General features: G+C 66.2%; 26 protein-coding genes and 1 tRNA gene. 11 read left to right on the top strand and 16 right to left on the bottom strand.

The window, feature by feature from the left end; genetic code table 11:
- Positions 1–65: 65 nt before the first annotated feature.
- The 8 genes from aroA (at position 66) to ASG67_RS00745 (ending at position 7,349) form a co-directional block, all read left to right on the top strand.
- Entirely contained in the window at positions 66–1,400 is a 1,335-nt protein-coding gene (gene aroA, locus ASG67_RS00780; RefSeq protein WP_056523956.1) for a 3-phosphoshikimate 1-carboxyvinyltransferase, read from the top strand.
- Positions 1,397–2,044, top strand: a complete 648-nt coding sequence (gene cmk / locus ASG67_RS00775) for a (d)CMP kinase (protein ID WP_056523953.1) — start codon at positions 1,397–1,399, stop codon at positions 2,042–2,044. The genes aroA and cmk overlap by 4 nt, the downstream gene beginning before the upstream one ends.
- A gap of 102 nt (positions 2,045–2,146) precedes the next feature.
- Complete coding sequence (locus tag ASG67_RS19305; RefSeq protein WP_056523949.1) at positions 2,147–2,944, top strand: PEPxxWA-CTERM sorting domain-containing protein; 798 nt, start codon at positions 2,147–2,149, stop codon at positions 2,942–2,944.
- A 310-nt stretch (positions 2,945–3,254) separates the two neighbouring features.
- Positions 3,255–4,976 carry a 30S ribosomal protein S1 gene (gene rpsA / locus ASG67_RS00765; RefSeq protein WP_056523946.1) on the top strand — a complete coding sequence of 574 codons (1,722 nt, stop codon included), beginning with the start codon at positions 3,255–3,257 and terminating at the stop codon, positions 4,974–4,976.
- A gap of 118 nt (positions 4,977–5,094) precedes the next feature.
- The gene (locus ASG67_RS00760; RefSeq protein WP_056523942.1) at positions 5,095–5,373 is read left to right on the top strand and encodes an integration host factor subunit beta; all 279 of its coding nucleotides are present in this window, start codon (positions 5,095–5,097) and stop codon (positions 5,371–5,373) included.
- A gap of 52 nt (positions 5,374–5,425) precedes the next feature.
- Positions 5,426–5,509, top strand: a tRNA-Leu gene (locus ASG67_RS00755).
- A gap of 2 nt (positions 5,510–5,511) precedes the next feature.
- On the top strand, positions 5,512–6,936 hold the full coding sequence (locus ASG67_RS00750; RefSeq protein WP_056526147.1) for an ABC transporter substrate-binding protein: 1,425 nt from the start codon (positions 5,512–5,514) through the stop codon (positions 6,934–6,936).
- A 5-nt stretch (positions 6,937–6,941) separates the two neighbouring features.
- Positions 6,942–7,349 carry a DUF4112 domain-containing protein gene (locus ASG67_RS00745; RefSeq protein ID WP_200940682.1) on the top strand — a complete coding sequence of 136 codons (408 nt, stop codon included), beginning with the start codon at positions 6,942–6,944 and terminating at the stop codon, positions 7,347–7,349.
- On the opposite strand, the gene ASG67_RS00740 is transcribed toward ASG67_RS00745, so the two are convergent.
- The 3 genes from ASG67_RS00740 to nadC form a co-directional block, all read right to left on the bottom strand.
- Positions 7,333–8,061, bottom strand: a complete 729-nt coding sequence (locus tag ASG67_RS00740) for a ribonuclease T2 family protein (RefSeq protein ID WP_056523941.1) — start codon at positions 8,059–8,061, stop codon at positions 7,333–7,335. The two genes, ASG67_RS00745 and ASG67_RS00740, sit on opposite strands and share 17 nt — an antisense overlap.
- Entirely contained in the window at positions 8,061–8,465 is a 405-nt protein-coding gene (locus ASG67_RS00735; protein WP_056523937.1) for a hypothetical protein, read from the bottom strand. Before ASG67_RS00735 ends, ASG67_RS00740 begins: the two co-directional genes overlap by 1 nt.
- 84 nt (positions 8,466–8,549) lie before the next feature.
- On the bottom strand, positions 8,550–9,392 hold the full coding sequence (gene nadC / locus ASG67_RS00730) for a carboxylating nicotinate-nucleotide diphosphorylase (RefSeq protein ID WP_156460590.1): 843 nt from the start codon (positions 9,390–9,392) through the stop codon (positions 8,550–8,552).
- A 219-nt stretch (positions 9,393–9,611) separates the two neighbouring features.
- Between nadC and ASG67_RS00725 the strand changes: the two genes are divergently transcribed.
- On the top strand, positions 9,612–10,739 hold the full coding sequence (locus ASG67_RS00725; protein WP_082543216.1) for a sensor domain-containing diguanylate cyclase: 1,128 nt from the start codon (positions 9,612–9,614) through the stop codon (positions 10,737–10,739).
- A gap of 6 nt (positions 10,740–10,745) precedes the next feature.
- On the opposite strand, the gene nadA is transcribed toward ASG67_RS00725, so the two are convergent.
- From nadA to ASG67_RS00695, 6 genes are all read right to left on the bottom strand, one after another.
- Positions 10,746–11,744, bottom strand: coding sequence for a quinolinate synthase NadA (gene nadA, locus ASG67_RS00720; RefSeq protein WP_056523929.1), 999 nt, complete (start codon positions 11,742–11,744; stop codon positions 10,746–10,748).
- 28 nt (positions 11,745–11,772) lie between these two features.
- A complete protein-coding gene (locus ASG67_RS00715) occupies positions 11,773–12,516 on the bottom strand; it encodes a DUF4230 domain-containing protein (RefSeq protein ID WP_056523926.1) in 744 nt (247 codons plus the stop codon).
- Entirely contained in the window at positions 12,498–13,358 is an 861-nt protein-coding gene (locus tag ASG67_RS00710; protein ID WP_056523922.1) for an MBL fold metallo-hydrolase, read from the bottom strand. Before ASG67_RS00710 ends, ASG67_RS00715 begins: the two co-directional genes overlap by 19 nt.
- 77 nt (positions 13,359–13,435) lie before the next feature.
- Positions 13,436–15,118, bottom strand: coding sequence for a M56 family metallopeptidase (locus ASG67_RS00705; protein ID WP_056523919.1), 1,683 nt, complete (start codon positions 15,116–15,118; stop codon positions 13,436–13,438).
- Positions 15,115–15,483 carry a BlaI/MecI/CopY family transcriptional regulator gene (locus tag ASG67_RS00700; protein WP_056523916.1) on the bottom strand — a complete coding sequence of 123 codons (369 nt, stop codon included), beginning with the start codon at positions 15,481–15,483 and terminating at the stop codon, positions 15,115–15,117. The genes ASG67_RS00705 and ASG67_RS00700 overlap by 4 nt, the downstream gene beginning before the upstream one ends.
- 263 nt (positions 15,484–15,746) lie before the next feature.
- A complete protein-coding gene (locus tag ASG67_RS00695; protein WP_056523913.1) occupies positions 15,747–17,237 on the bottom strand; it encodes a tetratricopeptide repeat protein in 1,491 nt (496 codons plus the stop codon).
- Between the two features lie 151 nt (positions 17,238–17,388).
- On the opposite strand from ASG67_RS00695, the gene ASG67_RS00690 reads away from it, so the two are divergent.
- On the top strand, positions 17,389–17,772 hold the full coding sequence (locus ASG67_RS00690) for a DoxX family protein (RefSeq protein WP_056523910.1): 384 nt from the start codon (positions 17,389–17,391) through the stop codon (positions 17,770–17,772).
- A 154-nt stretch (positions 17,773–17,926) separates the two neighbouring features.
- Here ASG67_RS00690 and grxD read toward each other — a convergent pair whose 3' ends face one another.
- From grxD to leuC, 6 genes are all read right to left on the bottom strand, one after another.
- Positions 17,927–18,253 carry a Grx4 family monothiol glutaredoxin gene (gene grxD / locus ASG67_RS00685; protein ID WP_056523907.1) on the bottom strand — a complete coding sequence of 109 codons (327 nt, stop codon included), beginning with the start codon at positions 18,251–18,253 and terminating at the stop codon, positions 17,927–17,929.
- A gap of 10 nt (positions 18,254–18,263) precedes the next feature.
- Positions 18,264–18,494, bottom strand: a complete 231-nt coding sequence (locus ASG67_RS00680) for a BolA family protein (RefSeq protein WP_056523904.1) — start codon at positions 18,492–18,494, stop codon at positions 18,264–18,266.
- A gap of 3 nt (positions 18,495–18,497) precedes the next feature.
- A complete protein-coding gene (locus tag ASG67_RS00675; RefSeq protein WP_056526138.1) occupies positions 18,498–18,821 on the bottom strand; it encodes a DUF1476 domain-containing protein in 324 nt (107 codons plus the stop codon).
- A 65-nt stretch (positions 18,822–18,886) separates the two neighbouring features.
- Complete coding sequence (locus ASG67_RS00670) at positions 18,887–19,882, bottom strand: NADPH:quinone oxidoreductase family protein (protein ID WP_200940680.1); 996 nt, start codon at positions 19,880–19,882, stop codon at positions 18,887–18,889.
- On the bottom strand, positions 19,845–20,474 hold the full coding sequence (gene leuD / locus ASG67_RS00665) for a 3-isopropylmalate dehydratase small subunit (RefSeq protein WP_056523901.1): 630 nt from the start codon (positions 20,472–20,474) through the stop codon (positions 19,845–19,847). The genes ASG67_RS00670 and leuD overlap by 38 nt, the downstream gene beginning before the upstream one ends.
- Before the next feature lie 100 nt (positions 20,475–20,574).
- Positions 20,575–22,014 (bottom strand): 3-isopropylmalate dehydratase large subunit, encoded by a 1,440-nt coding sequence (leuC, locus tag ASG67_RS00660; RefSeq protein WP_056523898.1) that lies wholly within the window; start codon positions 22,012–22,014, stop codon positions 20,575–20,577.
- A 162-nt stretch (positions 22,015–22,176) separates the two neighbouring features.
- On the opposite strand from leuC, the gene ASG67_RS00655 reads away from it, so the two are divergent.
- The gene (locus tag ASG67_RS00655; RefSeq protein WP_056523895.1) at positions 22,177–22,527 is read left to right on the top strand and encodes a response regulator; all 351 of its coding nucleotides are present in this window, start codon (positions 22,177–22,179) and stop codon (positions 22,525–22,527) included.
- A gap of 10 nt (positions 22,528–22,537) precedes the next feature.
- On the opposite strand, the gene guaA is transcribed toward ASG67_RS00655, so the two are convergent.
- Positions 22,538–24,091, bottom strand: coding sequence for a glutamine-hydrolyzing GMP synthase (guaA, locus tag ASG67_RS00650; RefSeq protein ID WP_056523893.1), 1,554 nt, complete (start codon positions 24,089–24,091; stop codon positions 22,538–22,540).
- Positions 24,092–24,095: the final 4 nt, after the last annotated feature.

The raw sequence follows: 24,095 nt of genomic DNA, 5'->3' as shown, positions 1-24,095 counted from the left end.
CCCCTCGCCCGTAACATGGCGGGTGCCTTGCCATACGGCAACCCGGCTGTCAAAGCGCGCCGCGAATGTCACATGCCGAACCCCAACCCCGCCGGATCGATGCGCAAGGGCCGCTGAAGGGCACCGTCGCGGTGCCGGGCGACAAGTCGATCAGCCACCGTTCGCTGATGCTCTCCGCCCTCGCCATCGGTGAAAGCCGGATCGAGGGATTGCTGGAGGGCGAGGATGTGCTCGCCACCGCCGCCGCGATGCGGGCGATGGGCGCGACAATCGATCGCTGCGACGATGGCGTGTGGCGGGTCAGCGGCGTCGGCGTCGGCGGCCTGCTGCAACCCGCCGGTGCGCTCGACATGGGCAATTCCGGCACCTCGACCCGGTTGCTGATGGGCCTGGTCGCCAGCCATCCGATCACCGCGACCTTCACCGGCGACGCATCGCTGTCGGGCCGGCCGATGGGCCGCGTGATCGAACCGCTGGCCCGGATGGGTGCGGACATCACCGCCTCGCTGGGCGGTCGCCTGCCGCTGATGCTGCGCGGGCTGACGCCGGCGGTGCCGATCGAATACACGCTGCCGGTCGCCTCGGCCCAGGTGAAGTCGGCGATCCTGCTGGCCGGCCTGAACACGCCCGGCATCACCCGCGTCATCGAACCGGTCGCCACGCGCGATCATTCGGAACGGATGCTGGCCGGCTTCGGCGCGAAGCTGACCGTCACGCCGTCGCCCGCCGGCCGGATCATCGAGATCCATGGCGAGGCGGAGTTGAAGCCGCAGTCGATCACCGTTCCCGGCGATCCCTCGTCGGCCGCGTTCTGGCTGGTGGCGGCGTCGGTGGTGCCGGGATCGGATATCGTCGTTACCAATGTCGGGTTGAATCCGACACGCACCGGACTGATCGCGGCGTTGCGCCTGATGGGTGCGGATATCGAGGAACTGGACGCGCGCATCGTCGGTGGCGAGCCGGTCGCCGACCTGCGCGTCCGCCATGCCGCGCTGACCTCGATCGACGTACCGGCCGAGATCGCGCCGAGCATGATCGACGAATACCCCGTCCTGTTCGTTGCCGCCGCCTTTGCCGCCGGCCGCACCACCGCGCGTGGCGCCCACGAACTGCGCGTCAAGGAATCGGACCGCATTGCCACCATGGCCACCGCGCTCGCGGCGTGCGGCGTGCAGGTGGAAGAGCATGAGGACGGCCTGTCGATCGACGGCACCGGCGGCGAGGCGATCCCCGGCGGTGCGACGATCGCGTCGAAGCTCGACCACCGCATCGCGATGAGCATGACCGTTGCCGGCCTCCATGCCGTCCGTCCCGTCACGATCGACGATATCGGCCCGGTCGCGACCAGCTATCCTGGCTTTTATGCGTCGCTCGATCGCCTGATCGCGGGGACGGCATGATCATCGCGGTCGACGGGCCGGCCGCCAGCGGCAAGGGGACGATCGCCCGCGCGCTGGCCCGGCATTATGCGATTCCGCATCTGGATACCGGCCTGCTTTATCGCGCTGTCGCCGCCAATGTCCGCGCGATGGGCCTCGACCCGGCGGTGGAGGCCGATGCCGTCGCCGCGTGCGATTTCGACGATGCGATGCTGGCCGATCCGGTTCTGCGCGATGACGAGACGGGGCAGCTCGCCTCGATCGTGTCGGCGCATCCGCTGGTCCGCGCGTCGTTGCTCCAGCGGCAGAAGCGGTTCGCCTACCAACCCGGTGGCGCGGTGCTCGATGGGCGCGACATCGGCACGGTAATCGCGCCGGATGCGGACGCCAAGCTGTTCATCCGCGCCACGCCCCAGATTCGCGCCCGCCGCCGTCATGCCGAGTTGCAGGCCGGCGGATCGACGATCAGCTTCGACCGCGTGCTCACCGACATCCGCGCCCGCGACCTGCGTGATTCGGGCCGCGCCGCCGCGCCGCTGGTGCAGGCGGTCGATGCCGCCACGCTCGACACCAGTTTCCTGTCGATCGAGGCATCGGTGCAGCGTGCGATCGCCTTGGTGGAAATAGGCAGAAGCCGTGGCGAGGTTAACGGCAGCCCCGATTAACCGGATTCTGTTCCAGAGGGGGATTTTGCGGCGCAACAGGCCGATTGATTCGCTGCCGGAATGTTGAGATTGGATGTCTCGACATTTGGGGGGACACTCACCGTGAATAAGCTTTTTCAGATTGGCCTGGCGGCCACCGCACTCGTCGCCGCGATGCCGGCACAGGCGGCCACGTTCGTCGTAGATCTGAACGATCAGATGCCAGCCGGCACCGTGACAGCAGGCAATCCCTACGGCAACATTCGGACGTTTACCTCGGTCGTGGGCGGCGAGACCCTGAACGTAAAGGCAACCGCGTGGTCGCGCGCCAACGGCGGCAATGCCGTTCAGACCGCCTATCTCGGTCAGTATATTGATACCGTCGGTGGCACCGCCAACGGCCTGGGCGTCATCAACCGCAACGAAGGTGATGGCAGCACGGGCAACAGCCACACGATTGACAACTCGGTCGGCCTGGATTTCATCGTGCTGCAGTTCAGCAAGGCCGTAACACTGACCGGCGGCGTTCTGAACGCCTATGCCCTCAACGGTGCTACGGCCCGTGACAATGACGCATTCGTTGGCGCCGATACGCTGACGGGCAACTGGGATCAGGCACTCTCGCTGACCAGCTGGTCAGCGATCACCGCCGGCCTGACCGCCTCCACGACGACCAGCGGCAACGGCACCGCGGCCCAGCGCTTCAACCTGAGCAACGTGACGGGCAATATGTGGATCATCGGCGCGTCGGTGAACAACGCCGACACGCTTGATGCCTTCAAGCTGGCCCAGATCACTGCGACGACGGCGGTGTCGGCCGTGCCGGAGCCCGCCACCTGGGCGATGATGCTCGTCGGGTTCGGCATGGTCGCCGGCGCCGCCCGCTATCGCCGTCGCAAGACCACTGCGGTCTTCGCCTGACACGTCGATCGGCCGCCCGTGGCAACGCGGACGGCCGGACGCCCGATAATCCGGGCGAGTAAAGCCGGTATGCCCGATTGCGGCGTGCCGGCTTTTGTCGTATGGCCGGATCATCCAGCGGGCAGGTGCTCGCGGAGGCAGGCGCGGAAGGTCAATCCTTCACGCGCCCTTTTCGCATTCGCGTCTAGCCCCTCCGCCTGTGCCCGTTCGCCGGGTGCCGCAATCGACACGGGGTCGTTGCGGCTTTTTGGCCAAGACCATCGGACCCAACCGATTGGCCGGAAACAACGTTCGAGGAACTACTCTTTTTATGGCAACCCAGGTTCAGCCCACCCGCGACGATTTCGCGGCGATGCTCGATGACATGTTCGGCGGCGCCGACAGCTTCGAGGGCCGCGTGGTGCACGGCACCGTTACCGCAATCGAAAACGACATGGCCGTCATCGACGTCGGTCTGAAGTCGGAAGGCCGCGTTCCCTTGCGCGAATTCGCCCCCGCCCCCGGCCAGAAGGCCGAGCTGAAGGTCGGTGACGAAGTCGAGGTCTATGTCGACCGTGTCGAGAATATGCACGGCGAAGCGATGCTGTCGCGCGACCGCGCCCGTCGCGAAGCCGCATGGGACAAGCTGGAACTCGAATTCTCGAAGTCGGCTCGCGTCGAGGGCACGATCTTCGGTCGCGTCAAGGGTGGCTTCACCGTCGACCTGTCCGGCGCCGTGGCGTTCCTGCCCGGTTCGCAGGTCGATATCCGCCCGGTGCGTGACGTCACGCCGCTGATGGATATCCCCCAGCCGTTCCAGATCCTGAAGATGGACCGCAAGCGCGGCAACATCGTCGTGTCGCGTCGCGCGGTGCTGGAAGAGACGCGCGCCGAGCAGCGTTCGGGCCTCATCATGAGCCTGGCCGAGGGTCAGATCATCGAGGGCGTCGTCAAGAACATCACCGATTACGGTGCGTTCGTTGATCTCGGCGGCATCGACGGCCTGCTGCACGTCACCGACCTCAGCTACAAGCGCGTCAATCACCCGTCCGAGATGATCAACATCGGCGACACGGTGAAGGTGCAGATCATCCGCATCAACAAGGACACGCAGCGCATCAGCCTCGGCATGAAGCAGCTCGAGTCGGATCCGTGGGATGGCGCATCGGCCAAGTATCCGGTCGGCGCCAAGCTTTCGGGCCGCGTCACGAACATCACCGAATATGGTGCGTTCGTCGAGCTGGAAGCCGGTATCGAGGGCCTGGTCCACGTGTCGGAAATGTCCTGGACCAAGAAGAACGTCCACCCGGGCAAGATCGTATCGACCTCGCAGGAAGTCGATGTCGTCGTGCTGGAAGTCGATCAGGAAAAGCGCCGCATCTCGCTGGGCCTGAAGCAGGCACAGGCCAATCCTTGGGAAGCGTTCGCGTCGGCCCATCCGATCGGTTCGACCGTAGAGGGCGAAGTCAAGAACGCCACGGAATTCGGCCTGTTCATCGGCCTGGACAACGACGTCGACGGCATGGTCCACATGTCGGACATCGCCTGGGGCGTGTCGGGCGAGGACGCACTGGCGCTGCATCGCAAGGGCGAGACCGTTCAGGCGATCGTGCTCGACATCGATGCCGAAAAGGAGCGCATCTCGCTCGGCATGAAGCAGCTTGAGCGTGGCGGTCCGGCCGCCGGCGGCGTCGCCGCTGCGGGCGATCGTCTGGGCAAGAGCCAGGTCGTCACCGTCACCGTCCTCGAAGTCCGCGACGCGGGTCTCGAAGTGCAGGCGGGCGACGATGGCGCCGCGGGCTTCATCAAGCGCACCGATCTCGGCCGCGACCGCGACGAACAGCGTCCGGAGCGTTTCCAGGTCGGCCAGAAGTTCGATGCGATGGTGACCGGTTTCGACCGTTCCAAGAAGCCGACCTTCTCGGTCAAGGCGATGCAGATCGCCGAGGAGAAGCAGGCCGTGGCACAGTACGGCTCGTCCGACTCGGGTGCGTCGCTCGGCGACATCCTGGGCGCCGCGCTGAAGGCCCAGAACGACCAGTCGAAGAAGTAAGACGAAGGGGCCGGAGGAAACTCCGGCCCTTTTTCGCAATCATCCGTCGAATCAACCTATTCGACGGCAAAGTTGACTTGTATCAATCGGCGGAAACGTCATCGCCGGGGGGTATATCTTGATTCGTTCGGAATTGGTGCAGCGGCTCAGTGACGAGCATCGCACGCTCAGCCCGCGTGAAGTGGAAACAATCGTGTCCACCTTCTTCGACGAGATCACCGGTCGTCTGGCCGAGGGTGGTCGGGTCGAAATTCGCGGCTTCGGCGCCTTCTCGACACGGCCACGCGACGCCCGCACGGGTCGCAATCCGCGGACCGGCGAGACGGTGGATGTCGATGCCAAGCGGGTTCCCTATTTCAAACCCGGCAAGGAAATGCGCGCCCGGCTCAACGTCTGAGCGCCTGCGCGCTTGACGTTATGCTCGGCATCGGGCTTTCCCATGCCCGTGCGCGGACGTGGCGAAACCGGTAGACGCAGCGGACTTAAAATCCGCTTCCCCTGGAGTGCGGGTTCGAGTCCCGCCGTCCGCACCATCATGCTTGCCCTGCCGCTGTTGATTGGCGCCTGCGATCGCCGCCGTGATACCGGCGCGGTAGTGGTCAGCGCGATCGGCGAGCCACCCGCCTATTCCACCATCGACACGCCACTGCGCGATACGGCATCCCGCCTGTTGATCGATGCGACCGCGCAGGGGCTGGTCCGGTTCGATGCGGCCGGACAGATCGAACCCGGACTCGCCGAACGCTGGACGGTGCTGGACGATGGTGCCAGCTACATCTTTCGTCTGCGCGAAGCCTATTGGACCGGCGGCGACCGGGTGACCGCCGAACAGGTCGTCCGGCTGCTGCGGCGCCGGATCGCGGCGCGTGCCAATCCGCTGGCGCCGTTCCTGACGGCGATCGACGAAATCGTGGTGATGACGCCGCAGGTCATCGAAATCCGCCTTGCCCGCCCGCGCCCCGACCTGTTGAAATTGTTCGCCCAGCCGGACATGGCGCTGCTCCGGTCGCCACCGCCGACGGGCAGTGGGCCGCTGCGCATCGTGTCCGCCTCCACCACTCCCTTGCTGCGTCCCGCCTTCGATCCTGGTCGTGCCGATCCCGACGACCAGGCCGAGCTACAACCGGAACAGGATGTGCGGCTGATTGGCGAGCGCGCATCGCGGGCGATCCTGCGCTTCGCGGCGCGACGATCCGATCTGGTCAGCGGCGGCACCTATGCCGACTGGCCATTGCTCGCGGGCGTAGACTTGCCCCGTACCGCCGCCCGGATCGATCCCGCGGTCGGCCTGTTCGGCATCGCCCTCGTCCGTCGCGACGGTTTCCTGGCCGATCCGGCGAACCGGGTCGCCTTGTCGGAGGCGATCGATCGCACCGCCCTCGTCACGGCGATCGCGCCGGGATGGGACGCGGTCGATCGCATCCTGCCCGACACGCTCGATTCGGCCGCGCCGCCGCAAATCCCCGACTGGAGCCTGCTGACCCTGGACCAGCGTCGCGGTGCCGCCCGGTCACGGGTCGCGGCATGGCGCGGCGACCCGATCCGGCTACGTCTGGCCTTGCCGCGCAGTTCAGGCGCTACCCTGCTCCACGGCCAACTCGCCGCTTCGTTTGCCACCATCGGCATCACCCTCGACCGGGTGGACATGGAAGCCGACGCCGATCTCCGCCTGATCGACGCCGTTGCCCCCTATGATAGCGCGCGCTGGTATCTGGCGACCGCGTGCGTAGCCTGCGGGGATCAGGCGCAGCAGGCCCTCGATGCCGCCCGACTGGCGCCGACGCCGGCCGAACGCGGCACCCGAATCGCCGCCGCCGATGCCGCGCTGTCCGCCGATGCAGGGTTCATTCCGATTGCCCGGCCGCTGCGCTGGTCGCTCGTCGCGCCCCGACTGGCGGCGTGGCAGGCAAACAGCCGCGCGTGGCACCCGTTGAATCGCTTGCGTCCCGATCCCACCTGATTGTCATGACACCCAATGCCGCCCTGTTCGATCAGTTGCCGATCGGCCGCGATCCCGCCTCGGTACGACGCCGGGTCGAGGCGCTGGAAAAACTGCTGGAGCGCAGCTTCACCATGCCGGGGGTCAACCGTCAGTTCGGTCTCGATTTCCTGATTGGCCTTGTCCCGGTTGTCGGCGATGTGCTGGCCGCGGCAATGGGAACGTGGCTGGTGTGGGAGGCGCGCAATCTGGGCATGTCGAAATTCCAGATCGCCCGGATGATGGGCAATGTAGGGTTCGACGCGGTGCTGGGAATCGTGCCGTTCGTGGGGGATGCCGCCGACTTCTTCTTCCGGTCGAACACGCGCAACCTGCGGATCATCCACCGTCACCTCGACAAGCATCACCCCGGCACGGTCACGATTGACCGTTAACGCCCCCCCGCCAGATCTTCACCGGCGCACTAGGGGCCAGCCCGCCCTGATGCGCCGGACAGGTTTGATACCGGAACCGCTTGTCCAGGCAGATCCACACCTCGTCCAGCCATCCCTGCTTGTCGGCGGTGACGCGCATCATCGTCGGCTGCAGTCCCGGATTTGGCCGCGCGATCGCCGTAGCCAGTCCCAGCGCCGTCAACGGCCGCCGCGACAGCGCGTCCATGTCCGGATAGCGCAGCCGTCCATACAGCGCCGTCGACTGGCCGAAATACCGGGCCGGCGAGTATCCCGCCATGCACGTACCGTGCTTCGCCCATTCGTGCTGCATCAACTGCGCCGACGGCGTCGAGCATAGATGCGCGCTGACCACCCGCGTCGGCAGGAGCGGGGTCGATCGGCAATATTGCGGCCAGTTCTTTCCCGTTCCATCGGGCCACAGGCCGTGCAGCGTGAAGCCGAACCGGTTGCCCCCGCCGCACTGGAACGCCGCCGATGCACGGTCGCCATTCTCGCGGCAATATTGCGGTGCCCAGGTGATCGCCAGCGTGTAGCTGCCGATCGGCAGCACCCGGCGCGGCTGGCTGGCGGAGGGAAGATCAGGCCGGATCGTCGGCACGCCATCCGGCGCCGAACAGCTATAAGCCTGTGCGCCCGCCATCGCTGGCACCGCCGCCATCACCACGGCGATAGCAATCGACGAGAGACGCATCAGACCAGATCCTCCGTCACGTTGTCGCTCATGCCGTCGAACCATACCCGCGCATTCGGCCGGAACAGCAAGACCATGGCGATGACGCTCGATAGCGTCTGGAGCGTCGTCAGCACCCCGAACAGACCCGCCGCCACGACACCGCCCGAAATCTGGAACAGAAAACCAACGACGTTGATCGCGGTCAGCGCCGTCAGCAGCCACAGCGCCACCCGGCTCCCCCGCCGCGTCGCAAGCAACAGCAACAGGATCGTGAGGCCGATCACCACCACGTTGATCGTCGCCGCCAGCACCGGCCCGCCGACCGACGCCGCCTCCTGCCAGCCCATCACCGCCAGCGCGATCGTCATTACGATCGACGCGGCATAGACCTGCTCGCCCAGTATCACCGATTTCGGCCGCATCGAATCCCCCCATATCCTGTGGCGACGATAGCCCAGCGGCCGCACCACGCAAACGACCTTGCGCCAAAGTGCCGGGGCGGACCATCAGATCGCGGTGAAATCCAGTCCGATATCGACCGCCGGTGCCGACTGGGTCAGACGGCCGACGCTGATATAGGTCACGCCCGTCTCGGCAATCCCGCGGATCGTCTCCAGCCTGACGCCGCCCGATGCCTCGGTCGGCACCCGGCCGGCGACCATCGTCACCGCGTGGCGCAACGTCGGCAGGTCCATGTTGTCGAGCAGCAGATGCGTCGCGCCCGCGTCCAAGGCAGGGGCGATCTGATCGATCCGGTCGACCTCGACGATAATCCGCGCGATCCCTGCCTGCACCGCACGCGCCACCGCCGCCGCGACGCCGCCTGCCACTGCGACGTGATTGTCCTTGATCATCGCGGCATCCCACAACCCCATGCGGTGGTTGGTCGCCCCGCCCATCCGCGTGGCGTATTTTTCCAACACGCGCAGGCCGGGAATCGTCTTGCGCGTGTCGAGCAGCGTCGCGCCCGTTCCCGCGATCGCCTCGACATGCGCGGCGGTCAGCGTCGCGACGCCTGAGAGATGCTGCACCGTGTTCAGCGCCGACCGCTCCGCCGTCAGCAGTGCTCTTGCCCGGCCGACGATCCGGAGCAGTGCCGTGCCCGCCACCACCCGGTCGCCATCCGCCACCAGGCGCTCGATCGCGACATCGGGGTCCAGCGCGCGGAAGAACGCCTCGGCGATCTCGATCCCCGCCACCGTCATCGCATCGCGGCTGGCCATCACCCCGGCAAAGCGTGCGTCAGCCGGGATCACCGCATCGGACGTCACGTCGCCACCCCCGCCCATGTCCTCCGCCAGCGTGGCGGCGACGAACGCATCGAGGTCGAACGGAGCAGGCAACGGCATCGCGATGGACTTTCCGGCAAGGGCCTGGCCGTGACACATCCGCCACGCCCGGCCCGTAAATGATGATAGGCCAAGGAAATGTCATGACGGCCGTCGCACCGTCTAGCGTCCGATCGCAACTTCGGACAGGTTGCCTATCAATCCACTATCAATTTGATCCCGCTACCGAACGTGCGGGGGCATTCGGTCAGGACGACGCAAGGCGTGTTACGCAGTTCGATGGGTTTCAGTGCGCCACGGCTAGCCACCACCCGGTGGCTCGCCTTTCCCGGAAGTGACACGCCTGCTGAACTTCACCCGGCGTTGCTGGGGACGTTGTTCGGCACGCTGACCGTGTTCTTTGCGGCACTGGTCAATTCGGTGATCGTGACCGGGGTCGTCGCCTGGCATGAGGGCAGCGCGCCGTTCATCGGCTGGTTCGTGGCAGAGGTGGCGATCTGCACCGTCCGGCTGGTGGTGCTGGCCGTATCGCTGCACCGGGCCGAGCGCGGACGATCGACGCCGACCGATCTATACATCTGGATATCGGTGCTGTGGGCGCTCAGCATAGGGTATGGCGGGTTCATCACGATTACGACCGGCGACTGGGTATCGACCGTCATCGTCTGCCTGTCATCGGCGGCCATGGCGGGCGGGGCGTGCCTGCGCAATTATGCGGCGCCGCGTTTCGTGGTGCTGCTCCTGACCTGCAATCTGGGGCCGTGCTGCCTTGCCGCAATCCTGTCAGACCAGCCGGCATTGCTCGTGGTGCTGGTGCAGACGCCGTTGTTCATGGTCGGCATGACGGCGGGTGCGTTCCGCTTGAACCGCGCGCTGGTCGCCACGATGCAGGCGGAACGTGCAATGGTGCGCCTGGCGTTGCGCGATCCGCTGACCGGGCTGTTGAACCGCACCGGACTGGAACAGGGATTTGCCGGCCGGGCGGGCGACGCGCTGTTTTACATCGATCTCGATGGATTCAAGCGGATCAACGACCGTTATGGCCATGCTGCCGGTGACGGCCTGCTCCAGACCGCCGCCGACCGATTGCGTCAGGTCGCCGGGCCGGATGCGCTGGTCACGCGGATCGGCGGCGACGAGTTCGTGGTCGTGGCCGCCGATCACGACAATCACAGTGCGATCGCCCTGGGCAACGATATCGCCGCCAGCTTGCGCGAACCCCATGCGATCGACGGCGATCTCGTCATCTGCGGCGCCAGCGTCGGCATCGCCGTGCACGATGGCGGGGTCAGGCCGCTGGCCGACCTGATGGCCCGCGCCGATCGCAGCCTGTACAGGGTGAAGGCGATGGGCGGCGGCGCTCGCCTTGCCGATGTGGAACGGCAGGGTGAACTCCTGCCGTTCTGAACGCCGTCAGTCGCCCGTTACTTTCGCCGGCCCCAGATCGCCCTGCCCGACCGTGCCACCCGCCATCGCCAGCATCGCATCGAGGCTCTTCTTGGCGCGCAGCCGCAACCCTTCTTCCATTTCGATCCGCGGCTGCAGATCGCGGAGTGCCACGTACAGCTTCTCCATCGTATTCAGCGCCATGTACGGACAGATGTTGCAGTTGCAGTTCCCGTCCGCCCCCGGCGCGCCGATGAAGCGCTTGTGCGGCATCGCCTTTTCCATCTGGTGGATGATATGCGGTTCGGTCGCGACGATCAGCGTGTCGCCCGGCATCGCATTGGCATATTCCAGAATGCCGCGCGTCGATCCGACATAATCGGCATGGTCCAGAATGACCGCCGGACATTCCGGATGGGCCGCGATCGGGGCGCCGGGATGCTGCGCCTTGAGCTTCAGCAGTTCGGTTTCCGAAAACGCCTCGTGCACGATGCACACGCCCGGCCACAACAACATGTCACGGCCGGTCTTGCGTGCCAGATAGCCCCCAAGATTGCGGTCGGGACCGAAGATGATCTTCTGGTCGAGCGGGATCTTCGCCAGGATGGCTTCCGCCGACGATGACGTGACGATCACGTCCGACAGCGCCTTCACCTCTGCAGAACAGTTGATGTACGTCAGCGCGATGTGATCGGGATGCTTTGCGCGGAACGCGGCGAACTGGTCGGGCGGGCAGCTATCCTCCAGCGAACAGCCGGCATCCATGTCGGGCAGCACGACGATCTTCTGTGGGCTCAGGATCTTCGCCGTTTCCGCCATAAAGCGCACCCCGCAAAACGCGATGACGTCGGCATCGGTCGCCTGCGCCTTCTTCGACAGGTCAAGGCTGTCACCGACAAAGTCGGCGATGTCCTGCAATTCCGGCTTCTGGTAATAATGCGCCAGGATCACCGCATTGCGCTCCTTGCGGAGCCGGTCGATCTCGGCCCGCAGGTCGAGCCCGGTGAAGTTGGTCGTCAATTCCATCGATCGTCTCCGCCCGCGTCGGTTGCGGCTATTGCCTGTTCCCTAGCACTTCCGCCAGCGAGCGCGAGACATCCCAACGCTCATCGGTGGTCGTCGGGTCATCGGCGAAGCGTACCTGCACCTTCGCGTCCAGTCCGGCGGCGCGCAGCGGCAGTGCGAAGCTGCGTTCCACCGCGCGGCGTGTAGCGTCCTTGGCCAGCCGCATCGTGGTCGGCTCACGCGCCTGCCGCAGCAATTCGGCCTGTCCGGCGCGGCGATTGGCGGCGTCCAACCGCGATTCGGCGTCGGTGAAGGTCGTCAGCACACCGCCCGACCCATATTCGCGCGTCGCCGCCAGATCGACCTGTGGCCCGTCGACCTCGACCGCGGGCAAGCGCACCGACAGCGTCTTGCTCGCCGCATCCCATGCCACGTCGCGCTCGGTCAGCTTGCCCAGATCGACCTCGTACCGCACCGATCCCGGCATGATGAGCGTCTTCTCGGTGGAAAACCCCAGCTGAGACTGGCGAGAGGTGACGACCGCAACATAGCGCGCGGCAAAGGCCGACAGCCGGTTCTGTTCGCGCAGCCCTTGCAGGCTGGCACTGGCGATCGTCGTCGGATCGGGGGTCAGTCGGTCCGCGACGTAACGCTGCACGCCGAGCAACGCGAGGAGCACCGCCAGCACTAGCAGAATGACGACGCCGGTTGCCTTCGCCAGGAACGATCCCGCTCCGCCGCCCTGTTTTGCCACGGGCTCTGGCACCGGATCGATCACGCCGCGATCCGCCATGTCTCACCCTCCTGCGCCACCAGCCCGCGATTCGCCAGATCGTACAGATGCGCCAGCACGGATCGCTCCGCCGCCGGCAACAGCCGCGTGTCCAGCCCCGCATACATCCGCCCGACCATCGCCGGGATCGCCTGTCCGTCCTCGCGCAACAGGCGCAATATCTGGCCTTCGCGCTGCTTGCGGTGGCCCAGCATCCCGCGCACCAGCCGGCGGGGGTTCTCCACCGCCTCGCCATGCCCGGGATAGAACACTCGGTCGTCGCGACCCATCAGCTTGTCCAGACTGGCCATATACGCGCCCATGTCGCCATCTGGCGGCGAGACGACGCTGGTCGCCCAGCCCATCACATGGTCGCCCGAAAACAGCGCGCCTGTTTCTTCCAACGCAAAGCAGAGATGGTTCGACGTATGCCCCGGTGTCGCCAACGCGGTCAGCGTCCAATCGGCGCCGGATACGCGGTCGCCCTCCGCCAGCACCCGGTCAGGCGCATAGTCCGCATCGAACGCGGCATCCGCCCGGCTCCCTTGATCGTCCGGCGCGAAGGGCGCCGCACCGATGATCGGCGCGCCGGTTGAGGCGCTCAGGCGACGCGCCAACGGGCTGTGATCGCGGTGATGATGGGTAATCATGATCGCGTGAACCGGTCGCCCACCGATCGCTCGCTCCAGCGCCCCCAGATGCGCGTCATCGTCGGGGCCGGGATCGATCACCGCCACGTTGCCGCCGCCACCGACGACATAGGATTGCGTGCCGGTATAGGTGTAGGCCGAGGCATTGGGCGCCAGCACGCGGATCACCAGCGGTTCGAGCTGGATCGGCATTCCGGTCGGTAGATCGGCCATTACCGTCCGATGTGGCGGCGGAGCGCCGTGATGGCAAGCCCCGCCCGTAGCACCCGCTGTCCCCGGTCGGGTCAGTCCTACAACTCGTTGCGCACTTCGGCCATGGCCTCGTCCAGCCCGGCGAGCGCCTCTGCCCGTTGTTCTCCCGTCAGGTTGCGGTTGTTCTCGATCGAGGTGCGGGCCGTCTGGATGCTGGCGATCGCCTGCTTCAGGCCCGATGCCTTCGCCTCGCCAGCGCGACGTTCGGCGATCGCTGCTTGCTGCGCCGCCCGGTCCGCTTCCCGTCCCGCCATTGCCGCCTGCCGCTGAGCAAAACCCGCCTGCCGCCCCGCGAACTCAGCCTGACGTGACGCCATCGCCACGCGCATCGCGACGTCCGCCTGCACCGAAATCCGGTTGTTGCAGATCACCGTTACCCGCCGGCCGTTCTCCTGCCGATGGATCACCGTTTCGGTGTCAGAGGCTGGCTGGCAATCGCCGCCGCGGATCGCCACCGGGCCATGGCCGCCATCGACAATCGTGTCACCGTTCGTCCGCATCACCATGACGCGCGGCGGCACCGGCGGCAGCGGCGGCCTTGCCCCGTCCGCTCGCGCAGGTGGCGTCGGCGGCATCGGCACCATGATCCGGTTGGCCGTCAGGAACCGGTCGGCGTCGGCGCCGACATAGGTGGTGGAGCGACCATCCTTGACGATCACAACCCGCTTCGTGGTCTTGTCGCCTGGCGCCGGTGCCGCCGGCGCGGCAGGCGCGACTGGTGCGGGCGGCACCGCCGGCGCGGCGATCTGCACGCCCGTCGCGCGTTCCACCCGTTCGGTGATGGCCGCCGCTGCCTGCGTCCCCGATGCGGTCACGGCCAATCCCGTCACCACGAACCCCAGCACCGCCGCCGCCCCGGTGGCCAGGCGAGCACGCGATAGACGTGTATTCGTCAACATCCTCAGTCTCCCTTTCAGATCGGTGATAGTGTGCAGGTGACAAGCGGCGGAGATCGCGCCGCCATGCGCGGCCTTCACAATCGCGCAGGCATAGATGTGGCGATCGGTACGGCTGCGTCCCGCCAGCACGCGTGCGTCGTTGGCCAGTTCCTGATCGCAGCGAAACGCCCGGAACGCCTGCCACGCCAGCGGATTGAACCAGTGCACCGCCAGCAGCGCCAGCGCCGCCCAGTTCGCGATCAGGTCGCCGCGCGCGTGGTGACCCAGCTCGTGCGCCAGCGCTAGTTCGCGCTCGTCCGCGTCATAACGGTCGGAGAAATCGTCGGGGAACGCCACGAAGCGCCGCGCGGTGCCGAACGCCAGCGGCCCCGCCGCCGCCGCCGTCTCGATCACGCGCACGCCATCGATCTCGTCCAGCGTCCGCGCATCCCGCAGCAATCGCCGGCAGAATTGCCGATGCCGCACGACATGCAGCAGGAAGAACGCCCCCGCCCCCAGTAACCATGCCGCCGCGATCATCGCGCCCCAGGGCAGCGCCGCCGCCGCCGGCTCGACCGCCGCAGCCGCCGCCGCCACATGACCCGGCGCCGTAGAGGGCAGGATCAGCACCGTCACCGCCTCGCTGGTCCGGCTGATCGGCATAACGGCCTGCTCGCGCCAATCGGCGGGCAGCGGCGGCGTCACCATCCGCAGCATCGGCAGCGCCCACAATGCGTAGGCGATCTGCGGCCCGAACAGTCGCCGCACCGGCGCCCGCACCAGCAGCACCACCGCCATCAGCATCGCCGAGGCGATCAGTGCCTCCACCGCCCAGCCGGTCATGCCTTCAGCTCCTTCAGGATCGCCTCGATCTCGGCGATGTCGCGCGCGGTCAGCTCGTCCCGTTCGGCCAGATGCGCCACGAACGGCATCAGCCGTCCGCCGAACAGCCGGTCGATCAGTCGCTGCGATTCCCCTGCGACATAATCGTCGCGCGCCACCAGCGGCCGGTACAGGTAACGCCGGCCATCCTGCTCATGCGCGATCACCGCCTTGCCCAGCAGCCGCCCGAGCAGCGTCTTGACGGTATTGGCACTCCAGTCCCGCGCCGGATCGACCCGTTCGGCCACATCCTGCGCGGTGAGCGGCGATTCCTCCCACAGCACCTCCATCACGGCATGCTCGGCATCGCTGATCCGTTCGGCCACGACTCGTTCCCTCATTGACTACGCCTGTAGTCGCACCGATTACGGACGTAGTCAATGTAGCTCGCCAAGTGTCGGAATATCTTACGACCGCCGCACCCCGCCCCCGCCCGTTAACCACAGGATGCCGCAGGAATGCAGCCGTTCGCCGAACTGGCACGCGCCCTGCTACGATAAGGACAGCCGAAGCATCAGCGCTTTCAGCAGGGTGGACCGGTCGCTCGCGATCCGTCTCGCACCGGTCCACCCGCACCCGGCTTCTTCGTTCAGCTTACCGTGTGCGCCGAATTATCCATCGGCAGGCGATCGAGCATCGCGCGGGCGGCCTCTACCTGCGCGCCGACGTGCGGCGCATAGGCGAGCGGTGCCAGCACCATCCGCGCTTCGTCGAAACGCCGGTCCCTCACCAACTGCGTGGCCAGACGCAATCGTAGGCCGCCGTCCTGCGGGGCAAGCTCGAACGCTCGCTCCAGACCGTCGACGGCCAGTTTCGGCGGCGGCTGGTTGGCAGCGACGAAGCTGTCGTAATAAAGGATGAGCGGCAGCGGACTGTCCGGTTCCGCCTTGTTCGCGCGGCTGATGGCGGTTCGAATGGCGGGCCAATCCGCCTTGGCCCCCGCCTCGTCGCGGCGACGCATCATGCTGGCGGCGCGAGCCATCAGCGCATCGGGGGAGTTCGGCTGCGCGGCCAGCGCGCGCGCGATGGCCGTGTCGCACGCATCGAGCTTGCCGGCCAACGCCTCGGCATCCGCCAGAACAAGCTGGGCGTCCAGATCATTCGGGAACGGTGCGGCGGCGGTTCGCGCCAGCGCCGCGAACGCCGCCGCGTCCGGGCGCAGCACGCCCCGCTTCAGCCGCATCTTGAGCGGCAGGACGGCTGCGGCACCGGGCGACACTTCCTCAATCTCGATCTTGCCGCCAGTGAGCTGGCTAGGTGGTATGCGGATGTAATCGAGCTTGCGCTTCATGTACGCATCGAGTTCGCGATCCAGGGTGTTGAGATCGCCGAAGGCGGCCTTGGCCGCCGCCGCGCGCGGCTCGCCATCGTTGATGGCGGTCAGATACCGGCTGAGCTGACCCTTGCGCGCATCTGAAAAGATCAGATAGTGGGTCAATAGCCAACCGGTCGCATACAGGTTCGGTCGCTCGCTCTTGCTCAGAGTGCGCTGATCGTCCGTTAACATTTCGGACAGCGTCAGGAACTGCGGACGCATCAGCGTCCGCGCGCGGTGCTGCGCGGGCAGACCGATGCCGACAGCGCCATTATCGTCGAATTGAGCCGCCGAGGCGAATTCCGCGAAGCCCTCCACGAACCATGCCGGATAGGCCGCCGCGAAATTCTCCAGCAGGAAATGGTGTGTATATTCGTGGAGCAGTACGGTCATCGGATCGAGCGCCCCGCGTCCATCGACGCCGGCAAAGCGCAGGCTGGGCGTGACGATCACGGAATTCGCCGCACGGGGTCGATAGAAACCGGCCGCCCAGGCATTGTCGCCGCCCAGTACCTTGCGAACGGCCGATGTGCTGCGCACGACGAAGATCGTCACCCGGTTGGCGGGGGAGACCGGATGATCCTCCACCCGGCGCAGCCGCCGCAGAGCGCTATCGAAGCGTTCCACCTTGCCGGCATAATCGGCCAGCGTCCTGCCATCATCTTCGGAATAGATCGTGAAATGATCGCTGCGGGCGACACGCCATTCCGCCGACGCGGCGGTGGGCCATACTGCCATCAGCAGCGCCAGCATGACGATCTTCATGGTTTTTCGATGCTCCCCTATCCGGCGAGGCTAGCGATGCCCGCTGACAGGGACAAGCCGGGGGAGTGCACGTTTTGGCCGCAGTCCAAGGGACTGGCGCTATTTGACATCCTCCCTCTAGCTTCACGCGGGTCGCAAAGGGGGATTGAAGATGACCAAGGGAACGATCGAGCATCGCGCCGGTGTCATGATAAGTACACTGGTGGCTCTTCTCATGATCATCGACGGAGCGGTCGGGTTACTGCACCCTCAGGTGTTCGCATCCGACATGTCATCGGATGGCTGGGGTTCGGCGACACTGTTTCCCGTTGCCGTGCTCGCCCTCGTCAGCGGCGCGGTCTACGCGATCCCTTGCACGGCCGTGTTAGGCGCTATCCTCATCACCGGGTTCGTCGGCGGTGCCATCGCCGCGCATCTGCGTGTCACGCAGGCGTTGATCCTGCCCGAAATCGTCAACGTGGCGCTGGGCGTTGGCGCCTGGGCAGGACTGTGGCTGCGTGACCCCCGCTTGCGCGCAATGCTTCCATGGCGCTGATCGAGCCGCAGATGAATGAAGCCGAACTCAGATCCGACGCCGGGAAGAGAAGAAGCGATTCCAGACCCGCTAGTGAGCCGTAGGCGACAACCACAAACGAAAACGGGCACCTCCCCGGCGCCCGTGGTCGTCACATCAAACCTTCCCTCGCCCGTCAGGCGTCGGTCTTTTCCGCCCCGAACAACTCGGCCAGTTCGCCGCTCTCGTACATCTCCATCATGATGTCCGATCCGCCGACGAACTCGCCATCGACATAAAGTTGCGGAATCGTCGGCCAATCCGAATAGGCCTTGATCCCTTGGCGAATACCCTGGTCCTGCAGCACGTCGACGCTTTCGAACTCCGCGCCCAGATGGTTCAGGATCGCCACCGCGCGGCTGGAAAAGCCGCACTGCGGGAACAGCGGGCTGCCCTTCATGAACAATACGGCCTTGTTGGCTTTGACTACCGCATCGATGCGGGCGTTGGCGTCGTCAGTCATTGCGTCTTCCTCAAGAAACGGCGGTAGTCAGTTGGAGCGCGTGCAGCACGCCCCCCATGCGACCACCCAGTGCCGCATAAACCTTCTGGTGCTGGCGCACGCGTGGCATCCCGGCAAAGCTGGGCGATACGACGCGCGCGGCATAATGATCGCCATCGCCGGCCAGATCGGTGATCTCCACCTCGGCATCGGGGATGGCGTCGCGGATCATCGCGACAATTTCTTCGGCGGCCATCGGCATCGCTTACTGCGCCTCCATCAACTGGCGACGCGCCTCGATCAGCCGTTCCTCCAGCGCGCGGCGGACGGTGCCCTCGTCGGTTTCGATCCCCGCCGCGGTCAGATCGCCGACCAGCTTACGGATCACGTCCTCGTCACCCGATTCCTCGAAATCGGCCTGCACCACCGCCTTCGCATAGGCGTCCGCCTCAGCCGGGGTCAGCTCCATCTGCACCGCCGCCCATTGGCCGAGCAGCCGGTTGCGCCGCGCGGTGATCCGGAACGTCATCTCCTGATCGCGCGCATATTTCGCCTCGAACGCGCGCTCGCGATCGTCGAAACTGGTCATCGGCGGCTTCCCCATCGCATATCTCCGTCGAGATAGGCGCGCCGACGCCATCGCGCAACGTGCCCCTACATCGTCACCACCAGCTTCCCGATCGCCCCGCGCGCTGCCATCGTCGCGATCGCCTCGCCACCTCGTTCCAGCGGAAAGCGCGCCGTCACGCGTGGCGCGATCGCTCCCTCTTCCCACAGTGCGAACAACCGATCGATATGCGCCGCGTTCGCCGCCGGATCGCGCGCCGCGAACGCGCCCCAGAACACGCCGCACACGTCGCAGCTTTTCAACAGGGTCAGGTTCAGCGGCAGCTTCGGAATACCCGCTGGGAAACCGACGACTAGATAGCGGCCTTCCCAGCCGATCGACCTGAGCGCCGGTTCGGCATAGTCACCGCCGACCGGATCATAGATCACGTCGAACCCGGCCGTGCCCCCGGCCGCCTTGAACCGGTCGGCCAGCGCCCTAGACTGTTCCTTGTCGAACGGCGCGCGGTTATAGACGATCGTCTCGTCCGCCCCCGCCGCGCTGGCCGCCGCCGCCTTCTCGTCCGACGACACCGCCGCGACGACCTGTGCGCCGAACGCCTTGCCCAATTCGATCGCCGCCAGCCCGACACCGCCCGCCGCGCCCAGCACCAGCAGACGTTGCCCCGCCGCCAGCCGCCCGCGATCGATCAGCGCGTGGATCGTCGTCGCATAGGTCAACAGCAACGCCGCCCCCTCGGCGAAATCGCGCTCCGGTGGCAGGCGATACAGCCGCCCCGCCTCCACCGCGACCTTCTCGGCCAGCCCGCCATGGCCGACCATGCCGATCACCCGGTCGCCGACCTGCCAGCCTGTCACGCCATCGCTGATCGCCTCGATCACCCCGGCGATCTCGCCGCCCGGCGCGAAGGGGCGCGGCGGTTTGAACTGGTACTTGTCCTCGATGATCAGGACGTCGGGGTAGTTGATCGCGCACGCCTTCACCGCGACCAGCACCTGCCCCGCCGCGACCGGCGGATCGGGGACCTCACTCAGTTCCAGAAGATCAGGTCCGCCCGGCACCCTCGACAACAACACCTTCATATCCGCGCCTCTCCTCGATCCAAGGGCGATGTTCGGCCATCGCTCCCTCGAATTTCGAAATCGCGGTATCTCGCGCCAAGGTCAAGCCGATCTCGTCCAGCCCCTCCATCAGGCACTGGCGGCGGAACGAATCGAGCTCGAACGGAAAGCGGTCCTGGAACGGCGTCGTGACCGTCATCGTCTCCAGATCGACCGTCACCGGCTGATCCTTTGCCACCTCGACTAGCCGGTCCACCGCGTCCTGCGGCAGCACGACCGGGACGATGCCGTTCTTGAAGGCATTGCCCGAAAAAATGTCGGAAAAACTCGGCGCGATCACCGCTCGCACGCCCATGTCCGCCAGCGCCCAGGCGGCATGTTCGCGGCTGGAACCGCAACCGAAATTGTCGCCCGCGATCAGCACCGGCGATCCGGCATAGCGCGGATTGTCGAAGATATTGTCCGGCTGCGCCCGCACCGTCTCAAACGCGCCGCGGCCCAGTCCCGTCCGCGAGATCGTCTTCAGCCAATGCGCCGGAATGATGACGTCGGTATCGACGTTCTTCGCTCCCCAGGGATAGGCCGTGCCGGTGACGACGGTGACCGGCTGCATCAGCCCGCCCGAACCGGTGGCAGCGGCTTCGCCACCGTCGCGCTGTACGCCGCAAAGCCGCTCAGCACCGCACCGGCGATCAGCATCACCAGAACCTTCTTCATGACTTCGCTCCCATCAGATCACGGACATCCGCCAGCCGTCCCGTCACCGCGGCCGCAGCCGCCATCGCCGGCGACAACAGATGCGTCCGCGCCCCCGGCCCCTGCCGACCGACGAAGTTGCGGTTAGAGGTGGAGGCACAACGCTCACCCGGCGGCACCTTGTCCGGGTTCATCGCCAGACACATCGAACAGCCCGGCTCGCGCCATTCGAACCCGGCGTTAGTGAAGATGCGATCGAGCCCCTCGGCCTCCGCCTGCCGCTTTACCAGGCCCGATCCGGGCACCACCATCGCCCGCACGCCGTCCGCGACGCGGCGACCATCGGCCACCGAGGCGGCCGCGCGCAGATCCTCGATCCGGCTGTTGGTGCAGCTGCCGATGAAGACATGGCCGATGTCCACGTCCTGCATCCGCGTGCCCGGCGTCAGGCCCATATAATCGAGCGACTTCCACCCGGCCGCGCGCTTGGCGGGATCGGCGAAGCTGTCCGGATCGGGCACCGCGCCGGTGATCGGCACGACATCCTCCGGGCTGGTGCCCCAGGTCAGCGACGGCGCGATATCGCTGGCGTCCAGCATCACCGTCCGGTCGTACTTCGCGCCCGGATCGCTCGGCAGCGTCCGCCACCACGCCACCGCGCGGTCCCAGTCTGCGCCCGCCGGCGCCATCGGCCGACCCTTGATATAGTCGAACGTCGTCTCGTCCGGTGCAACGAGGCCGGCACGCGCTCCGCCCTCGATCGACATATTGGCGATCGTCAGTCGTCCCTCGACCGACAGGTTGCGGATCACCTCGCCGGTGTATTCGACGACATAACCCGTACCGCCCGCCGCACCGATCTTGCCGATGATCGCCAGGATCACGTCTTTGGCTGACACGCCGAAGCCCAACGCACCGTCGACGCGGATTTCCATCGTCTTGGACGGCGACAGCAACAGCGTCTGCGTGGCGAGCACATGCTCGACCTCCGACGTGCCGATACCAAACGCTAGCGCCCCCAGCGCGCCATGCGCCGAGGTATGACTGTCACCGCACACCAAGGTCGTCCCCGGTAGGGTGAAGCCCAGCTCCGGCCCGACGACATGGACGATGCCCTGCTCGGCCGCGGTTGCGTCGATGTAATCGACACCGAACTCGGCGGTGTTGCGGCGGAGCGCGTCGAGCTGCGCCGCGCTTTCCTTGTCGGCGATCGGCAGCAGGCGGCCAGCGGCATCGACCCGCGGCGTCGTCGGCAGATTATGGTCCGGCACCGCCAGTGTCAGCTCGGGCCGTCGCACGCGTCGTCCGGCGACGCGAAGCCCCTCAAAGGCCTGCGGACTGGTCACTTCATGGACGAGGTGGCGGTCGATATAGATCAGGCACGTACCATCGTCGCGACGTTCGACGACATGGGCGGCCCAGATCTTCTCATAAAGCGTTTGCGGACGACTGGACATGATCGCCGCGCGTTAACCGAAAAGGCCCGCAAGGCCAAGGTGCGGCGCAAGAACCTGTCCTTGGTCGCGCGGATTTGGCCAATCCTTAATATAATACAATAGGACGGACCTTATCCAGCGCGAGGACCGTTAAAAGCTGATCCAGGTTAGCGGAGACGTCCAGTGTGCCACGTTCTGATTATTGAGGACGAGCCGCTGGTTGCGATGAACATCGAGATGATCCTCACCGACGCCGGCGCCACGTCCTTCTCGTTCGCTGCGACCGAGGATGAGGCGGTGGAGATGGCGCACCAGCATCATCCCACTCTCATCACGTCGGACGTTAAGCTGGAAAGTGGCTGCGGCCCTGCGGCGGTGTCGCGCATTCTCGACGCGCTTGGGCCGACGCCGGTGATCTTCATCACCGCCAGTCCCGACGAATGCGATCCCTGTCGTGCGCCAGCGAGGATATTGGTGAAACCGGTGACGGACGACTCCGTCACGCAGGCGTTCCACCAGCTAATCAGGCTTTAATCGCGACGCCTCATTCCCACTCGATCGTGCCGGGCGGCTTTGACGTATAGTCGTAGGTCACGCGATTGATACCGCGCACCTCGTTGATGATCCGCGTCGTGACGCGCGGCAGGAAGTCTCCGGGGAAAGAGAAGGCCTGCGCGGTCATGCCGTCGGTCGAGGTCACCGCGCGCAGAGCCAGCACGTAATCATAGGTGCGGGCATCGCCCATCACGCCGACGGTGCGGACGGGCAGCAGCACGGCAAACGCCTGCCAGATCGCATCGTACAGCCCCGCGCTGCGGATCTCTTCCAGATAGATCGCATCCGCCTTGCGCAGGATATCGCAGCGCTCCCGCGTCACCTCGCCGGGGATGCGGATCGCGAGGCCGGGTCCGGGGAATGGGTGGCGACCGACGAACACGTCCGGCAACCCCAGTTCGCGACCGAGCACGCGGACCTCGTCCTTAAACAGTTCGCGCAGTGGCTCGACGAGCTGCATGTTCATGCGTTCAGGCAGGCCGCCGACATTGTGGTGGCTCTTGATCGTCACCGATGGCCCGCCGGTGAAGCTGACGCTCTCGATCACGTCCGGGTACAGCGTACCCTGCGCCAGGAACTCGGCACCGCCGATCTTGTTCGCCTCTGCCTCGAACACGTCGATGAAGGTCTTGCCGATGAACTTCCGCTTGGCCTCCGGGTCAGTGACGCCGGCGAGGCCGTCCATGAACAGGTCCTGCGCCTGCACATGAACCAGCGGGATGTTGTAGTGGCCGCGGAACAGGCCGACGACCTGCTCGGCCTCGCCCGCGCGCAGGATGCCGCCATCGACGAACACGCAGGTCAGCTGGTCACCGATCGCCTCATGGATCAACAGCGCCGCGACCGACGAGTCGACCCCGCCGGACAGGCCGCAGATAACCTTGCCGGTGCCGACCTGCGCGCGGATTTCTGCGATCTTGGCGGCACGGAAGCCGGCCATGCTCCAGTCGCCGGGCAGACCACAGACATGGCGGACGAAGTTGGCGATCAGCTTCGACCCGTCCGGCGTGTGGACCACCTCCGGGTGAAACTGCATCGCATAGATTTGCCGGGCCTCGTCGGCGATAATCGCGAAGGGCGCGCCGGGGCTGGAGGCGACGGGATGAAAGCCGGGCGCGATCACGGCGACGTGATCGCCGTGGCTCATCCAAACCTGATGACGTTCGCCTTCGCCCCACAGGCCGTCGAACAACGCGCAGGTGGCATCGACCGACACGAACGCCTCGCCGAATTCGCCGCCCATGCCCTTTTCGACCCGACCACCGAGCTGTTGCGTCAGCGCCTGCTGGCCGTAGCAGATGCCGAGCATCGGGAGGCCGCTGTTCATGATCGCGTCGGGGATGCGTGGGCTGTTCTCGTCCAGCACCGATGCGGGGCCGCCAGACAGGATAATGCCCCGTGGCTGCATCCGGGCAAAGGCGTCGGCCGCGGACTGGAAGGGAGCGATCTCGCTATAGACGCCCGCCTCGCGCACACGGCGGGCGATGAGTTGCGTCACCTGGCTACCGAAATCGACGATGAGGATGCTGTCGGGGTGTTCCATGTCG

Origin of the sequence: Sphingomonas sp. Leaf339 (assembly GCF_001426195.1) — a bacterium.
GTDB lineage: Bacteria > Pseudomonadota > Alphaproteobacteria > Sphingomonadales > Sphingomonadaceae > Sphingomonas.
The sequence above is the reverse complement of the archived record's forward strand: the minus strand, read 5'-3'. Positions and strand labels throughout refer to the sequence as shown.